The following is a 13957-nucleotide window of genomic DNA, read 5'->3' on the forward strand; positions in this document are numbered from 1 at the left end:
GCCTTTTTGTGGTTAATCCTGCCGGATGATTTCGGCGTGGATGTCCAGGCCGATCGTGGGTTGTACAAGACCAGGATATCCAGACGCGCCAAACTCATTTCGATTGATCGCCCCCTCTAGCCGGATGGACAGGGTGTCCAAATCATCCACCGCGCTTCCCGGTCTCCGATACAGGTTGGCGCTCAAAGTCACCGGACGCGTGATACCGCGCACTGTGAGATCGCCGGTCACGGTTGCACCTTCCGAGATACGGCCAGTGGGTCCCAGCTGAATCTTAGTCGTGATGAAACGGATGGTGGGGTATTGGGCAGCGTTCAACACACTTTTTCCCAACATCGGACCTCGGGCAAATGGTAGGTTCGTCCGCGCCCGGGCCACGTCCAGCACGACATCGACCCGGCTGTTTTGCAAGCGATTGGTATCAATCAGAATTTGGGCCGACTGTACTGGCATCGTGCCCGTCTGAAGCGCGCCGGACAAATCATAGGTGAAGCCAACGGAACTGCGCGATGCTGCCAGCGCATATGGGGTGAGGGCGGCCATCGCTGCCCGTGCCATTGGTAACGCGCAAAGGCTTGCAATCAGGCTGCGTCGGGTAAGGTTCCTCATGCCATCGCCGTGCGACCGCGCGGGCGCGAGCGTTTCATGAGCATCAGCACGATTGCGATGTTCAGCCCGTTCCAAAGGATGCCATTGATGAAAGCAAGCTGATAACTGCCAGTCACGTCATAGATCCAGCCCGACATCCAACCACCCAGAGCCATGCCGAGGATAGTCATCATCATGACAAAACCCACGCGCGCACCGGCCTCTTGCGGGGGCATATATTCACGTACAATCAGCGCGTAGCTGGGGACGATACCACCCTGGGCCAGCCCGAATAGCATGCTGACGACATAAAGCGAAACCATCCCATCATAAGGGAGAAACAGGAACAGAGCGATACATTGCAGGACCGAGCCAATCAGCAGTGTTGAAAGCCCTCCCAACCGGTCCGCGACAAGCCCCGAGATGATGCGGCTAACCACGCCGCCCAACAGCATCAGAGACAGCATCTCGGCCCCAACGGCCGGGCCATAGCCCAAGCCCACACAATAGGAGACAATATGGACCTGGGGCATCGACATGGCCACGCAGCAGCCGATACCAGCCAACCCAAGGATGTACTGCAGGGCGCGGGGTGAAAAGCCGACGCTTTGTGCTTTGACCTGTGCTGCCGCTGCTGCCGTGCCGTGCGCCTCGACGGGGACCTGTCTGCGCAAAAGCAGGGACAGAGGAATGACGGCGACCAGGGTGATGACGGCGAGACTCAGATAAACCTGCTGCCACCCGTCGCGCTGCAGAATGCCCGACAGCAGCGTGGGCCATATCGCGCCAGACAGGTAGTTGCCACTGGCCACCAGTGCCACGGCAATCCCTCGCCTGCGCATGAACCAATGCGAGATATCGGCGATCAGTGGTCCAAATCCGATTGACGTACCGAGCCCCAGCAGAAGATGCGCAACCGACAGCAGCGCGATATTCGGCGCAAGGGTTGCCAGCAGATAGCTTACCGCGCTCAGCACAGCGGCGCCGATCAACGCCATTGTCACGCCCAGTCGGTCCACCAGCTTGCCTAGCCACATGTTGCCGAAGGCAAAGCCGATCATGGCGAGCGTATAGGGCATCGACGCCGCGGCTCGGTCTGCGCCAAACTCGGCCTCGATGGCGGGCATGACGACGATCACAGCCCACATGCCCACATTGACCACGGTTGCGATGGCCAGGGTGATCAGCAGGCGAAGCCAGGAATATCGGCTGTCATGGATCGGGTGTGTCATGCCGGCACGCTAGGGGGCAAGTCCGGTTTTGGCCAGTCACAAGTTATGTGATCATCGGGGCGTCTTCGGATTTGATCTGCTTTAGCTGCAGTCCGGAATGAGGAGCGGCCCGCGTCACGTGCCAACTGGCCGGGGGCAGGGCGCGGGCGCGGCGGCGGGTCAGACACCAACTGCAGGCCTCGTCCCGATAGGTGGGCGCCATATGCCAGCGCGTCTCAATCCCCTGTGCGCCACCATCGTCAGGCGTCAGCAATAGCCCCAGCGGAGCCTGTCCCGATATGCCGCCCTGTTCGGCAGCCAGATGCATCCGCCGGACCGGGGTCAGACCCGGCGGGCCGGGCAAATCGCCAATGACCAACGGGGCGGCACCGCTGCGCAAGGCTTCTTCCATGCACCACAACAGGTCTTCGGGTTTGTCAGGGCGGATCAGCAGAAACCGGGACGGATCGGCAAAAGGCAGCATGCCCTCGGGATGCAGCTGCGCCACCTCCCAAGCCGGGGCAATCCACATCACTGGCCCTTGAGTCTGCCCCGCCACCCACAGAGCAAAGCTACGCCGGGCAGGGCCGCAGGCTTCGTGTACACGGGCCAGTTGCAGACTGATCTGTGGGTGCAGGGCCACCCCGGGTGGGGTGCGCGCGGGCTTGCGGCCAAGAAGATTGGTGGACATGCTGATCAAATTAGCATGTTCTCATTTTGTTCTCAATTGGGGAATGCGGTCAACGCGACAGGATTAGACGCCCATCTGCGAACTGGATGTTCGAAAAGCGGTGCAGATACGCCATCCCTAGCAAGGATTGACCCAGATCGCCTTCATTGACCGAGGCCAGGATACCGCGATCGGTGATGGGACCCAAAGACAGGCTGTCCAGCCGAACCGGCGCCGTACGCACAATGCCATTGGCCGTCGAGGCGCGGCCGAGATAGTTCAATTGATCCGTATCGATTCCAATTCGTTCGGCATCTTTCGGGCTGATGACGATATTGCTGGCCCCGGTATCGACCAGAAAGGTCACCGCTGTGCCATTCACCAGCATTGGTAAATAGTAGTGTCCATCATAAGAGCGGGGCACTTCAATCCGCTGATCAGTTACGGTCAGTTGCGGGGTCGGGCTGACGGTTGAACGGATGTCATCCCACAATCCGACAACGGCAATGACACCGATAAAGATAAACACCCAAGCCGCGACCTGCTGCATGGTTTTGCCCAAAGACTGACGGTTCTGAGTGATAAACCACATCAACAGGGCCGCACCCAGCAGAACCAGATAGGTCAAGCGCCCAATATCGTAGCCGTCCATTCAATCACCCGAAATCAGTTTTCTCATACCAATATGGTGTTTCACGAGGCGAAACCAAAGGCTTTGAGGCCATCAAGAATGAACTGAACCGACAGTGCAGCCAGCAGCATACCCAGCAGCCGTGTCAGCACGTTCAGCCCGGTCTTACCAAGAATACGGGCGATCATGCCTCCGGCCAGAAAGAACACAAATACAACCAACATGACGGCCAGCATAACAGCGCAGGCCGCTGCGATCCCAGGGACGCCCGGGTTTTGTCCGGCCAAAAGAATGATTGTTGCGATCGATCCGGGGCCCGCGATCAGGGGGATGGCCAAAGGGAACACCGAAGGGTCAGAATGATCTTCTTCCTCGGCGCGGTCCTCGCGGCGTTTGGTACGGCGGTCGAACAGCATGTCCAGCGCAGTCAGAAACAAAAGCGCGCCACCTGCAACGCGGAAGGCTTCCATCGAGATGCCGACGAATCCAAGAACCGCTTCACCAAAAGCGGCAAAGGCGATCAGGATGAAAACCGCGGTCAGGCAGCTGCGAATGGCAATCTTACGGCGTGTGGCCGCATCCATGTCCTGCGTCAAGGCAACGAAAATTGGCGTGGTTCCGAAAGGGTCGATCACCACAAACATCGTGGTGAAAGCCGTTATGAAAAAGGCCATGTCGATCATGCTGCGCTCTCTGCCTGTTCCAACCGTTCTGCGGCGGCGACCCATAGGGCTTCAGCCTTTTGCATGGCTTCGACCACCTCGGCGAATTTGCGGTTCCAGGTTTCCAGATCGTTGATCCGGTCATCTTCATAAAGCGCAGGATCCGCAAGTTTGGCCGATAGCTTGTCGTGCATATCCGTTAGTTTCTCGACCCGATCTTCGCATTTGCGCAGATCGGCACGTAGGGCCAATACCGTCTCGCGCGATGGGCGTTTGGGCTTGGTGGTCTGTGGCTTCTCTTTGACCGGTTTTTCGCGGGCCAAAAGAAGGGCGCGATAGGCCTCAAGATCGCCGTCGAACGGCTTCACAGTGCCATCCGAAACCAACCAAAGCCGGTCGGCGACCAGCGACAGCAGGTGCATGTCGTGGCTCACCAGAATAACCGCGCCGGAATAGGCGGTCAGTGCTTCGACCAACGCTTCGCGGCTTTCGATGTCCAGGTGGTTGGTCGGTTCGTCAAGGATCAACATATGCGGCGCGTCGATCGTGGCGATCAGCAGCGACAAACGCGCCTTTTGCCCACCCGATAGACGCCCGACCAGCGTTTCGGCCTGATCCGCGTTCAATCCGAACCCGGCCAGCCGCGAGCGCCATTTGCCAGGCGCTTCGTCGGGGCGCAGGCGGCGCAGATGGTCCAGAGGGGTTTCGTCCACATGCAGCTCATCCACCTGATGTTGCGCGAAATAACCGATGCGCAGCTTGGAGCTGCGGGTCATTTTGCCAGCCATCAAGGGCAGGCGGTCGGACAGTAGTTTCGACAGGGTCGATTTGCCCTGACCGTTCTTGCCGAGCAATGCGATGCGGTCATCCTGATCAATGCGCAGGTTCAGCCGACGCAAAACTTCGGTCTCACCATAGCCGGTCACACCGCCCTCAAGTTGGATGATCGGGGGCGACAGTTCTTCCGGTTCGGGGAAAGAAAAGGCGCGCAAAGCCGCCTCTTGCGGGGTTGAGACCAGCTGGATGCGCTCGATCATCTTGAGGCGAGATTGGGCTTGAACAGCCTTAGACGCCTTGTAGCGAAACCGATCCACGAAACTCTGCAAGTGGGCGATGCGCGCCTTGGCTTTGGCATTTTCGGATTCAGCCTGCGCCAGGCGTTCGGCGCGACGTTCGGCGAATTTATCGTAAGGCACCGCGTAGTAGGTCAGCTTGCGGTCTTCCAAATGCAGGATTGACCCCACGGCGCGGTTCAACAGACCACGGTCGTGGCTGATGATGATGACCGTGTGCGGATATTTTGCCAGATAGCTTTCGAGCCACAACGCACCTTCGAGGTCCAGATAGTTGGTCGGTTCGTCCAGCAGCAGTAGATCGGGTTGCGAAAACAGCACCGCTGCCAGCGCCACGCGCATCCGCCAGCCGCCCGAGAAATCCGAGCAGGGCTTGAGCTGATCCTCATCATCAAAGCCCAATCCCTTGAGAATCGACGCGGCGCGCGCCTCAGCCGACCAAGCGTCGATATCGGCCAGACGGGTCTGAATCTCAGCAATTCGATCCGGATCGGTCGCGCTGTCAGCCTCGGCCATAAGAGCACTGCGTTCGACATCCGCTGCCAGAACCGTGTTGATCAGCGAAACATCTGATGAGGGCACTTCCTGCGCCACGCCCCCGATCCGCGCGCGCTTCGGCAGCGCGATATTGCCCGATTCCAAAGACAACTCGCCCCGGATCAATCGAAAGAGCGTGGTTTTACCGGTGCCATTCCGCCCCACAAGGCCCACCTTGTGACCATCCGGAATGGTTGCACTGGCCCCATCAAACAGGGGTCGCCCTTCGACGGCGTAGGTGATGTTCTCGATCCGTAGCATGAGCCGCTCTTACCAGAGCATCCAAACCGCCGCCAGAGGTCGCCATGTTCAATTCAGAAGCGATGTGTTAGCGCTGTTCCGGTTCGTCCTCCAATTGGTTTCGCTATGCGTGCGGCTCAATCTCCTCCAACCCTGATTACGCTGATCTTTGCAACGGCGCTCTCGGTTCTGACACTGAACATGTTCCTTCCGTCGCTGGCGCATATGAGCGAAGATTTCGGCGTGGATTATGGCCTGATGAACGTGGCCGTCGCAGGGTACCTATTTGTCTCGGCGGTCTTGCAGTTGATCGTCGGGCCGCTGTCGGATCGCTACGGGCGCAGGCCGGTTTTGTTGATCGCGATGGTCATATTTGTCGCCGCATCAATTGGATGCGTTTTAGCCGAGTCAATCTGGGTTTTCCTTTCGTTTCGGATGATTCAGGCGGCGGTGGTGGCCGGGCCGGTGCTGTCGAGTGCTTCGATCCGCGACCGATATCCACCAAACGAGGCCGCCAGCAAGCTGGGCTATGTCGCAATGGCCATGGCACTGGCACCGATGCTTGGGCCAATGCTAGGTGGCGCGCTGGATATGCTTTTTGGTTGGCGGGCCGGGTTCGTGCTGTATTCGCTGCTTGGGGCAGGGGTGCTGTTGCTGCTTTGGGCTGACATGGGTGAAACCAACACCAACCGCTCGTCGACTTTCGCGGCGCAGATGCGGGAATACCCGCATTTGTTCCGCGCGCGTAGGTTCTGGGGTTACGCCTTATGCGCCGCGTTCTCCATCGGCGGTTTTTTTAGTTTTATCACCGGCGCGCCTCTGGTCGCCGCAGCCTGGTTCGACCTGAGCCCAGCAATGCTGGGTCTGGGCATCGGTATCATCACGGGCGGGTTTATGGTCGGCAACTTTGTCACCGGGCGCATCGCAAAGCGCACCCAGCTGACGACAATGATCTTGTTCGGTCGGGTAGTGGCGTCGGTTGGGCCATTTTGCGGGCTGCTGCTGTTCATCGGCAATATGGGCTCGGTCTGGGTGTTTTTTGGATCCGCCATCTGCGTTGGTTTCGGAAATGGTTTGACCAATGCAAATGCCTCGGCCGGGGTGATGTCGGTACGTCCGAAACTAGCCGGCAGCGCGGCTGGATTATCAGGCGCCTTGATTGTGGCACTGGGGGCTGTCTTGACCATGATGACCGGGACGTTTGTAAGCCCTGAAAATGGGCCATATCTGGTGCTGAGCATGATGTGCGGCAGCAGCTTTGCTGGTCTTTTGGCAGTGCTCTATGTCCGCCGGTTGGATCGTACCGACCCACTGCCTGAGGCGATCTGAGCGATAAACGATCATAACGCTTTTCATGAGACAAATACCATGTTAGGCGGCGCGCGATGGATTTCGGCGCGAGGATCGCGCCCTTAAGTCAAGGAGAGGCCAATATGGCACTGGAACGCACATTCTCGATCATCAAACCCGATGCAACCCGCCGCAACCTGACTGGCAAGATCAATGCCAAGTTCGAAGAAGCTGGCCTGCGCATCGTTGCGCAAAAGCGCATCCACATGACCAAAGCTCAAGCAGGCAAGTTCTATGACGTGCACGCCGAGCGTCCGTTCTATGACGAACTGTGCGAATTCATGTCGTCGGCCCCTGTTGTTGTTCAGGTTCTCGAAGGCGAAGGTGCCATTGCAAAGAACCGCGAAGTCATGGGCGCAACCAACCCTGCAGACGCAGCACCTGGCACCATCCGCGCCGAGTTCGCTGAATCGGTCGGTGAAAACTCGGTCCACGGTTCGGACGCACCGGAAACTGCCGCGGTTGAGATCGCCTACTTCTTCTCGGGCATCGAACTGGTCGGCTAATCGGTCGTCAGATCACAGCTTTAGGCCGTACCCCATATCGGGTGCGGCCTTTCTTATGAGGGCAGGGCTCAAGAGTGTTTGTCCGCATTGCTTTTGTCGACAGGAGCGAAATGCCGTCATGAGCACAAACAAACGCATTGTTCTTTCCAGTGATCACGCTGCAATCGACCTCAGGCAGGCTATCTCTGCTTACGTTGAAGCCCAAGGTTGGGAGGCCGTGGATATCGGCCCGACCACATCGGAAAGCACTCATTATCCCGAACACGGAGCTGCCGCCGCGCGCCTCGTGGCTTCGGGTGATTGTCGCTTTGGTATCATCTTGTGTGGCACCGGACAGGGTATCATGATGGCGGCGAACAAAATCAACGGCGTCAGATGTGGCGTTTGCAGTGATGTCTTTTCGGCCCAGATGATCCGACAGCACAACGACGCAAACATGCTCTCGCTGGGGGCGCGGATTATCGATGAAAAGCAAGCACTGGAAATCACGGCTGCTTTCCTGACATCCGAATTCGAAGGTGGTCGCCACGCAACGCGGGTCGACATGATCGGGGTGCTCGAAGCCTAGTCTGCCGCCAAATCCTTGGCTGAAATTCGCACGCCCAAAGCATCAAGATCGGCAATCATCTGATGCTTTGGCGCTATGCTGACTCCGGCTTTGATCGCATCGAACCGTTCGCGCAAGGCCTTCTTTTCCTCGCCCTTGCAGTCATTCCAGGGTCGGCCTTGCAAGCCCATGACCAGTACATAATAGCCGATGAAATGAGGGCGCGTTCCGGCCTGCAATAGGCGCGAATAAGCCTCGTCTGCTCCCAACGCGCGCAACTCCTGAGCTGTCATAATGCCCGCACGTGCGCAGGCTTGCTCGAACGCCGGGCCAAGATTGCGGATGGAGGATATCGGATCAGACATGCCTTGTATTATCCCGCCCCAAGCGGCCTGTCACCCGCTCAAGGTTGTTTGCAGCTTCCCTTTCCGCTACCCAAGCGTTGGAGGGGCCAGAATGAACGATCTAAGCCTAGAGAATGTCGCGCAAAATCTGGACCTGATGAACCCGCCCGAGGGGTTTGTCGACGACCCGTTCCCTTTTTACGACGCACTGCTTGAGCATGCGCCGGTATTGCACCAGCCGGACGGTTCTGTGTTGTTGTCGCGCCATTCGGATTTGGATGCCATCTATCGCAACACGACGCTGTATTCCTCGGATAAGGAAGCAATGTTCGGCCCTAAATTCGGTGTTGGCTCGCCGTTATTCGAGCATCATACAACTTCATTGGTGTTCTCCGACCCGCCTTTGCACACGCGGGTGCGCAAGATCATGACCTCAGCCCTGACACCCCGAGCAATCGCGCGGATGGAGCCGGGTCTGATCGAAACCGTTGATGCGCTGCTGGATGATATGGCGGGCAGGGGACGGGTTGATCTGATCGCGGATTTTGCTTCGACCATTCCGATCCAAATCATTGGCAATCTGCTGGATGTACCGATGGATGAACGCGCGCCTCTGCGCGATTGGTCGTTGGCCATCCTTGGTGCTTTGGAACCCGCTTTGACGGAAGCTCAGTTGGATAAGGGCCACAATGCAGTTCGAGAATTCAAAACATACCTTCGTGATCTCGTCACCCGTCGTCGCGCAAAACCGGGAGATCCGGAAACAGATGTTCTGACACGCCTGATCCGAGGCGAAGGCGCGGATGAGATGCTGAGCGAGATAGAGCTTCTGCAAAACTGTATCTTTATCCTGAACGCGGGCCACGAAACGACCACCAATCTGATCGGCAATGGGCTTGCGCTGCTTCACGACTATCCTGAACAGCGCCAAAGACTGTTGGACGATGGCGAATTGATTGCTCCGGCGGTTGAAGAGGTTTTGCGCTTTAGGTCCCCCAACCAATTTGGCAACCGGGAAACTACGGCGGACGTTGAAATCCGAGGACATCAAATCGCTAAGGGAACGAACCTGCATCTGTGCATAGGGGCAGCGAACCGTGATCCCGAGGTGTTTGCCGACCCGACCCGATTTGACATCACACGCAAGCCGAACAGGCATCTGGCCTTCGCGGGCGGGCCGCATGTCTGCGTTGGCCTGACCTTGGCGCGCCTTGAAGGTCGCGTTGCATTGCGCCGATTGCTGAACCGTTTTCCCAACTACCAAATTCAGGGAAAACGGGTACAGGGTGGTCGCATTCGCTTTCACGGATACGCTTCGTTGCCTGCAGTTATATAATCAGTTCAGTACTCTAGTAGATTTTCTTCATGTAGTTAGGAATTGCGTGACAACTTCAGAGTTGTCTCAAGCCCTGGATTACGATTGCGCGCCAGAAATGTGCCGCCGTGCATATGCGAAATTGCCGCCACAAGCGCCAGTCCAAGACCGGCATTGCGCCCGGTCCTTGCAGGATCAAGCGTGACAAATGGCATCTGCAATCGGGGTAGATCACTTTCTGGTACGCCGGGCCCCCGGTCTCGAACGCTGAGTAACGCATAGTCGCCGTCGTCTCGAATTTCGATGGTGATCGCCGTGCCGGGCGGGGCGTAGCGCATGGCGTTTTCAAGAAGGTTCGACAGTGCTTGAGACAGCAGAGGGCGATGGCCTTGGATCGGGTCCGCGTTGCCAACGACCTCAAGTCGGATGTTCTGATCAGAGGCGACGGGTTCGTATAGCTCAACCACATCACCGACCAGTTGTAATAGTTTCACCGGCTCAAATTGTTCGCGGCCCAGACCAGCTTCGGCGCGTGAAATCTCGGTCAGTTGGCTGAGAACGCGCAGCAGATGGTCAATCTCTCCGCTCGCGCGTGCCATGTCGATCTCGCGATCTTGATCGCTTTTGCCGGGCTCAGCCAGGGATTCGACCCGTTGACGCAGTCGCGACAGGGGAGAGCGCAGGTCATGAGCAATCGAATTGGACGTTGTGCGCAGGTTGCTGATCAGTTCTTCAATACGATCCAGCATGTTGTTCAATGTGGCCGCGACCTGATCGAATTCATCGCCCGTGCCTCGTAGAGGCATGCGCAGAGCTAAATCTCCGGAAACGATATTGTCGGCTGTATTGGCGATGTCTTTCAGTCGTGAAAACACCAGCCGGGTCAGCAGCCAGCCGGTCAATAAACTCAGCGCCAATGCCGTGGCAAGTGCCAGCGCGACAGACCGGAACAGAACCCGGTCGAATTGCTGTCTGGCCAATGAATCACGCCCGACAAGCAGCCTCTCACCACCCGGCAGCCGGACTGAAGCGGCAGAGATCGGGACATATTGATCCGTATCTTCTTTGCGAAGCTGAAGATCGACCCAGCCGCTGCCCGGAGTTATCCCTTCCGGCCAATGCGTCAGGTTGCCCGCCAGTTTCGTGCCTTGCCGACCTGTCAGCAGGTACAAGGCATCCCGCTCAGCCGCTGTCGGCAAACGGCGGTCGATGGCAGAGATCAACCCGATCATGCCACGCCGTTCATATTCATCTGCGAGGCCCGTAAGCTCGGCCTGAACGACCGAACGCGTCTCGCCTGAAATCGTGCGATTAGCCGTAAAATACACCATCGTCAGAACGGTCGCCGTCAGCAAAGTGCTAAGCACCATGCTGGCCAGAACCAACCGAGTACGAGAGTTTTTCAGCGACAGGCGCAGGTTATCCATCCGAAACCATGTATCCGGCGCCTCGGACTGTTTCAATCACCGGGTCGGCTCCGTCTTCATCAAGCTGGCGGCGCAGTTTCGAAATATGGACGTCGACCACGTTGGTGTTCGGGTCAAAGTGGTAATCCCACACACCTTCAAGCAACATCGTGCGCGAGACGACGCGGTTTTTTCGGCGCAGAAAGAACTCCAGAATTTGAAATTCGCGCGGGGTCAGGGTGATTTCACGACCGTTGCGTGTGACCTTGCGGGTCAACAGATCCATTTCGAGATCGCGGCAGGCAAGGGTCGGCGTTTCTTCGGCTTCTTGCGGTCGACGCAACAGGGCTTCGATCCGGGCATGAAGTTCCTGGAATGAAAATGGTTTGACCAGATAATCGTCTGCGCCCGCGCGGAGGCCTTTGACTCGCTCGTCCACTGCACTCATGGCGGTTAACATCAGAACAGGTGTTTTCAACCCAGCCGCACGCATTGACTTAATCAGTGATAACCCGTCCAGCCCGGGAAGCATTCGGTCCAGTACGACCGCATCAAATCCGCCGTCAGTTGCGTGGTACAGGCCTTCGCGGCCATCTGATGCGACTTCGACAACATAGCCTTCTTCACCAAATCCCTTGGCAATGAAGTCCCGTGTGTCTTGGTCATCTTCAACGATCAACAAGCGTCTGCTCATGGTCAGGGCTCCTTCCCAATGGGATTTAAACACACATACTCTTTGAAAAAAACATGCCGGGTGCAAAGGTGCACCCGGCTGTTCCGGCGGCACGTGGACAATCCGTGCCTGCCAGAATAAGCGCTCCAGATTTCCCCATCATGTGGCGCGCTTAGGTGTAGGGTTAGGCGATTTCGACCGCGACGAAGATCTGGTTGCCACCGCGATTGATCAAAACCAGAGCTGGATCCGTCTTTTCGTTCTCCAGCGCTTCTTTCAAAGCGTCTGGCGTAACGGTATCCAGATTGCCCAGTCGAACGATCACATCACCACGCTGCAATCCGGCCTTGGCCGCAGGGCTTTCGGGCTCCAGATCGGTGACAACAACACCATCGATGTTCTCGGCCACGCCAATCTCGGCGCGGGCGGTTTCGGTCAGCGGTGCCACGGTTACGCCCAGCGACGTACCTTCGAACTTGTCTTCAACCACGCTATCGGTCGCCGCCGAGGCTGACTGATGCTGACCGATTGTCAGTTCGATCTGTTCTTCTTTGCCATTTCGAAGAACAGTCAGCGTGCTATCAGTACCTACCTTGGTCGTGCCAACCAGGATCGGAAGATCGCTACTGGAATCAACGGCTTCGTCATTGAAGGTCAGGATCACGTCACCTTGCTGCAGTACGCCATCGGCCGGGCTGTCAGGTACAACATCCGATACCAGTGCACCTGTTGCCGTATCGATACCCATCGCAGCAGCCAGTTCGGGGCTGACATTCTGGATCGACACTCCCAACCAACCGCGGCTGACCTCGCCGTCATCGCGCAGATCAGCCGTGATGTGATCTACAATATTCGAAGTCACCGCAAAGCCGAGCCCGACTGAGCCGCCGCTGGGCGAATAGATCGCCGAGTTTACACCGATCACCTCACCATCCATGTTGAATAGCGGACCACCCGAGTTGCCTTTGTTGATAGCAGCGTCGGTCTGGATGAATTCGGCGTAGGGACCTTCCGAAATATTGCGCCCCTTCGCGGAAACAATACCGGTCGTAACAGTTGCATTCAGGCCAAACGGGTTGCCGATGGCGACGACGTCTTCGCCCACGCGAATGACATCGCTGTCACCCATTTGAACGGCTTGCAGGTCTTCTCCTGCGTCGATTTTAAGCACGGCGATGTCCGTAAGCGGATCTGTACCAACGATTTCAGCTTCGAATGTGCGGTTATCGCTCAGACGTACGGTCACTTCGCTAGCGTTATCGACAACGTGGTGGTTGGTGACGATGTATCCTGCCTTATCCAGCACAAAGCCTGATCCCAAACCCTGGCTGGGGCCTCGCTGCGGCATGTCAAATCCTTCAGGACCGCCGAACCGTTTAAAGAACTCGCCAAAGGGATGGTTTTCGAGGTCGAACTCCTGACCTTGTGTGGGGCGTGGTTTGGCATCTTGCTTGGCGGTGATCGTGACCACCGAAGGCGAGACGGTTTCGACCAGATCGGCCAGAGCCTCGTCTGCCATTGCGGGCAGGGCGGTGGTGGCCATCATGGCCGCGCCCAGTGCGGTAGCTCCCATCCAGCTGGATGTGCGTGGAATAAGCAGTGAGGATTTACGGATGCTCATTTTGACTCCTGTCTATTTCGGCGGTTGATCCCGCGCATTGAGACAGGAGATGCACTGGCAACCTTGGGATATCCTGAGAGAAATATTAAGAAACCTTAATTTCGCCACGTTTCGCCGCTTTAATGACTCCGTTCAAGGTGCTCGGGTAGCAAGAATCAGCTTGGGTGCTATGTGGCGAATCGGTGGATTGTTGCCGATAAAGTCAATAATTTCGAAAAAGCATTGAATTGATTCATTTTTGTTAACAAAGAAACGACGCTTTTGCGGTCTCAAAAATACTTCTCCTAAAAGTTGCGTGAGATGGAGTGTTCAAATTTCGAACACGCCCGTCGATGCCTTTGAAATAGGTAAGTTAGCCGTATTCTAAGTGCGCAACTGACGGAAACTTCTGGAAAAAGTATAAGTCGATGCAACCATTGGTAGAATCCAGAGTGTTGCATTGTTGCTCAAAAGCCAGTGCGCCTGCGCTGAAATTTACCATTTCATCCAATTTTACATTGTTTGAACGCATCGGATCAGCGACATTGGAGTTGCCCAAGTGAGGGGGGCCTTAGGCACTAGGGGGTGTCAAAGGCGCATCTCA

Annotated in this window: 14 protein-coding genes; 4 read left to right on the plus strand and 10 right to left on the minus strand. The window is 57.0% G+C overall.

Features of this window, described 5'->3' with window-relative positions:
- Positions 1–12: 12 nt before the first annotated feature.
- The 6 genes from ACR0KC_RS01120 to ACR0KC_RS01145 are packed head-to-tail and all read right to left on the minus strand — an operon-like array spanning position 13 to position 5633.
- A complete protein-coding gene (locus tag ACR0KC_RS01120) occupies positions 13–609 on the minus strand; it encodes a YceI family protein (protein ID WP_480771382.1) in 597 nt (198 codons plus the stop codon).
- Entirely contained in the window at positions 606–1820 is a 1215-nt protein-coding gene (locus tag ACR0KC_RS01125) for an MFS transporter (protein WP_170510795.1), read from the minus strand. Before ACR0KC_RS01125 ends, ACR0KC_RS01120 begins: the two co-directional genes overlap by 4 nt.
- Before the next feature lie 43 nt (positions 1821–1863).
- Positions 1864–2490, minus strand: a complete 627-nt coding sequence (locus tag ACR0KC_RS01130) for a hypothetical protein (protein WP_170421228.1) — start codon at positions 2488–2490, stop codon at positions 1864–1866.
- A gap of 49 nt (positions 2491–2539) precedes the next feature.
- Positions 2540–3121 carry a retropepsin-like aspartic protease family protein gene (locus ACR0KC_RS01135; protein ID WP_480561666.1) on the minus strand — a complete coding sequence of 194 codons (582 nt, stop codon included), beginning with the start codon at positions 3119–3121 and terminating at the stop codon, positions 2540–2542.
- Positions 3122–3162: 41 nt separating this feature from the next.
- A complete protein-coding gene (locus tag ACR0KC_RS01140; RefSeq protein ID WP_170393323.1) occupies positions 3163–3783 on the minus strand; it encodes a MarC family protein in 621 nt (206 codons plus the stop codon).
- Positions 3780–5633, minus strand: a complete 1854-nt coding sequence (locus ACR0KC_RS01145; RefSeq protein WP_480771383.1) for an ABC-F family ATP-binding cassette domain-containing protein — start codon at positions 5631–5633, stop codon at positions 3780–3782. The genes ACR0KC_RS01140 and ACR0KC_RS01145 overlap by 4 nt, the downstream gene beginning before the upstream one ends.
- A gap of 105 nt (positions 5634–5738) precedes the next feature.
- Here ACR0KC_RS01145 and ACR0KC_RS01150 point away from each other — a divergent pair, with 105 nt between their 5' ends.
- The 3 genes from ACR0KC_RS01150 to rpiB all read left to right on the plus strand — a co-directional run bounded on the left by ACR0KC_RS01150 (position 5739) and on the right by rpiB (position 8036).
- The gene (locus ACR0KC_RS01150) at positions 5739–6941 is read left to right on the plus strand and encodes a multidrug effflux MFS transporter (protein WP_170405251.1); all 1203 of its coding nucleotides are present in this window, start codon (positions 5739–5741) and stop codon (positions 6939–6941) included.
- Between the two features lie 104 nt (positions 6942–7045).
- A complete protein-coding gene (gene ndk, locus ACR0KC_RS01155) occupies positions 7046–7468 on the plus strand; it encodes a nucleoside-diphosphate kinase (protein WP_008757405.1) in 423 nt (140 codons plus the stop codon).
- A gap of 118 nt (positions 7469–7586) precedes the next feature.
- Positions 7587–8036 carry a ribose 5-phosphate isomerase B gene (rpiB, locus tag ACR0KC_RS01160; protein WP_480771384.1) on the plus strand — a complete coding sequence of 150 codons (450 nt, stop codon included), beginning with the start codon at positions 7587–7589 and terminating at the stop codon, positions 8034–8036.
- On the opposite strand, the gene ACR0KC_RS01165 is transcribed toward rpiB, so the two are convergent.
- A complete protein-coding gene (locus ACR0KC_RS01165; RefSeq protein ID WP_170563089.1) occupies positions 8033–8380 on the minus strand; it encodes a TfoX/Sxy family protein in 348 nt (115 codons plus the stop codon). The genes rpiB and ACR0KC_RS01165 overlap by 4 nt on opposite strands.
- 91 nt (positions 8381–8471) lie before the next feature.
- On the opposite strand from ACR0KC_RS01165, the gene ACR0KC_RS01170 reads away from it, so the two are divergent.
- The gene (locus ACR0KC_RS01170; RefSeq protein WP_480771385.1) at positions 8472–9695 is read left to right on the plus strand and encodes a cytochrome P450; all 1224 of its coding nucleotides are present in this window, start codon (positions 8472–8474) and stop codon (positions 9693–9695) included.
- Positions 9696–9730: 35 nt separating this feature from the next.
- Here the strand turns inward: ACR0KC_RS01170 and ACR0KC_RS01175 are convergent, their stop codons facing one another.
- The 3 genes from ACR0KC_RS01175 to ACR0KC_RS01185 all read right to left on the minus strand — a co-directional run bounded on the left by ACR0KC_RS01175 (position 9731) and on the right by ACR0KC_RS01185 (position 13374).
- A complete protein-coding gene (locus ACR0KC_RS01175; protein ID WP_480771386.1) occupies positions 9731–11137 on the minus strand; it encodes a sensor histidine kinase in 1407 nt (468 codons plus the stop codon).
- The gene (locus ACR0KC_RS01180; RefSeq protein ID WP_170393316.1) at positions 11094–11774 is read right to left on the minus strand and encodes a response regulator transcription factor; all 681 of its coding nucleotides are present in this window, start codon (positions 11772–11774) and stop codon (positions 11094–11096) included. Before ACR0KC_RS01180 ends, ACR0KC_RS01175 begins: the two co-directional genes overlap by 44 nt.
- A 163-nt stretch (positions 11775–11937) precedes the next feature.
- On the minus strand, positions 11938–13374 hold the full coding sequence (locus tag ACR0KC_RS01185) for a DegQ family serine endoprotease (RefSeq protein ID WP_480704618.1): 1437 nt from the start codon (positions 13372–13374) through the stop codon (positions 11938–11940).
- Between the last annotated feature and the right edge of the window lie 583 nt (positions 13375–13957).

The organism is Ruegeria sp. CF3, assembly GCF_056537365.1.

What these genes read in the sequence shown, in the direction of transcription:
- ACR0KC_RS01120 (WP_480771382.1), bottom strand. Translation starts at nt 609, where the DNA reads ATGAGGAACCTTACCCGACGCAGCCTGATTGCAAGCCTTTGCGCGTTA.
- ACR0KC_RS01125 (WP_170510795.1), bottom strand. Translation starts at nt 1,820, where the DNA reads ATGACACACCCGATCCATGACAGCCGATATTCCTGGCTTCGCCTGCTG.
- ACR0KC_RS01130 (WP_170421228.1), bottom strand. Translation starts at nt 2,490, where the DNA reads ATGTCCACCAATCTTCTTGGCCGCAAGCCCGCGCGCACCCCACCCGGG.
- ACR0KC_RS01135 (WP_480561666.1), bottom strand. Translation starts at nt 3,121, where the DNA reads ATGGACGGCTACGATATTGGGCGCTTGACCTATCTGGTTCTGCTGGGT.
- ACR0KC_RS01140 (WP_170393323.1), bottom strand. Translation starts at nt 3,783, where the DNA reads ATGATCGACATGGCCTTTTTCATAACGGCTTTCACCACGATGTTTGTG.
- ACR0KC_RS01145 (WP_480771383.1), bottom strand. Translation starts at nt 5,633, where the DNA reads ATGCTACGGATCGAGAACATCACCTACGCCGTCGAAGGGCGACCCCTG.
- ACR0KC_RS01150 (WP_170405251.1), top strand. Translation starts at nt 5,739, where the DNA reads ATGCGTGCGGCTCAATCTCCTCCAACCCTGATTACGCTGATCTTTGCA.
- ndk (WP_008757405.1), top strand. Translation starts at nt 7,046, where the DNA reads ATGGCACTGGAACGCACATTCTCGATCATCAAACCCGATGCAACCCGC.
- rpiB (WP_480771384.1), top strand. Translation starts at nt 7,587, where the DNA reads ATGAGCACAAACAAACGCATTGTTCTTTCCAGTGATCACGCTGCAATC.
- ACR0KC_RS01165 (WP_170563089.1), bottom strand. Translation starts at nt 8,380, where the DNA reads ATGTCTGATCCGATATCCTCCATCCGCAATCTTGGCCCGGCGTTCGAG.
- ACR0KC_RS01170 (WP_480771385.1), top strand. Translation starts at nt 8,472, where the DNA reads ATGAACGATCTAAGCCTAGAGAATGTCGCGCAAAATCTGGACCTGATG.
- ACR0KC_RS01180 (WP_170393316.1), bottom strand. Translation starts at nt 11,774, where the DNA reads ATGAGCAGACGCTTGTTGATCGTTGAAGATGACCAAGACACACGGGAC.
- ACR0KC_RS01185 (WP_480704618.1), bottom strand. Translation starts at nt 13,374, where the DNA reads ATGAGCATCCGTAAATCCTCACTGCTTATTCCACGCACATCCAGCTGG.